This window comes from Mycobacterium sp. 1245111.1 (assembly GCF_001673405.1).
GTDB lineage: Bacteria > Actinomycetota > Actinomycetes > Mycobacteriales > Mycobacteriaceae > Mycobacterium.
In genome coordinates, this window is record NZ_LZLV01000133.1 from 1 (window position 1) to 547 (window position 547).

General features: G+C 62.2%; 1 protein-coding gene. It reads right to left on the bottom strand.

From position 1 onward, the window contains the following. Positions 1-547, bottom strand: a 547-nt coding sequence (locus A5658_RS20900) for an MMPL family transporter (RefSeq protein ID WP_156751586.1), incomplete at both ends; no start/stop codon positions are given.

Here is a 547-nt window from a genome sequence, read left to right on the forward strand (position 1 = left end):
CTGGCCGGTCGTGGGCGGACATGTTGCGGCCACCAGAACCAACGTCCGAGCAGTGTGGCCAGCGACGGCGTCATGAAAGACCGGACGATCAGGGTGTCGAACAGCAGACCCAGCGCGATCGTCGTACCGACCTGACCCATCACCTTCAACGGGCTGAAGGCGAACGTGGCCATGGTGGCGGCGAACACCAGCCCGGCCGAGGTCACCACCGACCCGGAACCGGCCATCGCGCGGATCGTGCCCGTCTTGAGCCCGGCGTGGATCTCTTCTTTGAACCGGGATATCAAGAGCAGGTTGTAGTCCGAGCCGACCGCCAGCAGCAGGATGATCGCCATTGCCAAGACCATCCAGTGCAGGTTCATGCCGAGGAAGTATTGCCAGACGAGCACCGACATGCCGAACGATGCCCCCAACGACAGCGCGACCGTCCCGACGATCACCGCCGCCGCGATCAGACTGCGGGTAATGATCAGCATGATGATGAAAATCAGGCAGAGCGAACCGATTCCGGCGATCATCAGGTCGTACTTGGAGCCGTCCTTCCAGT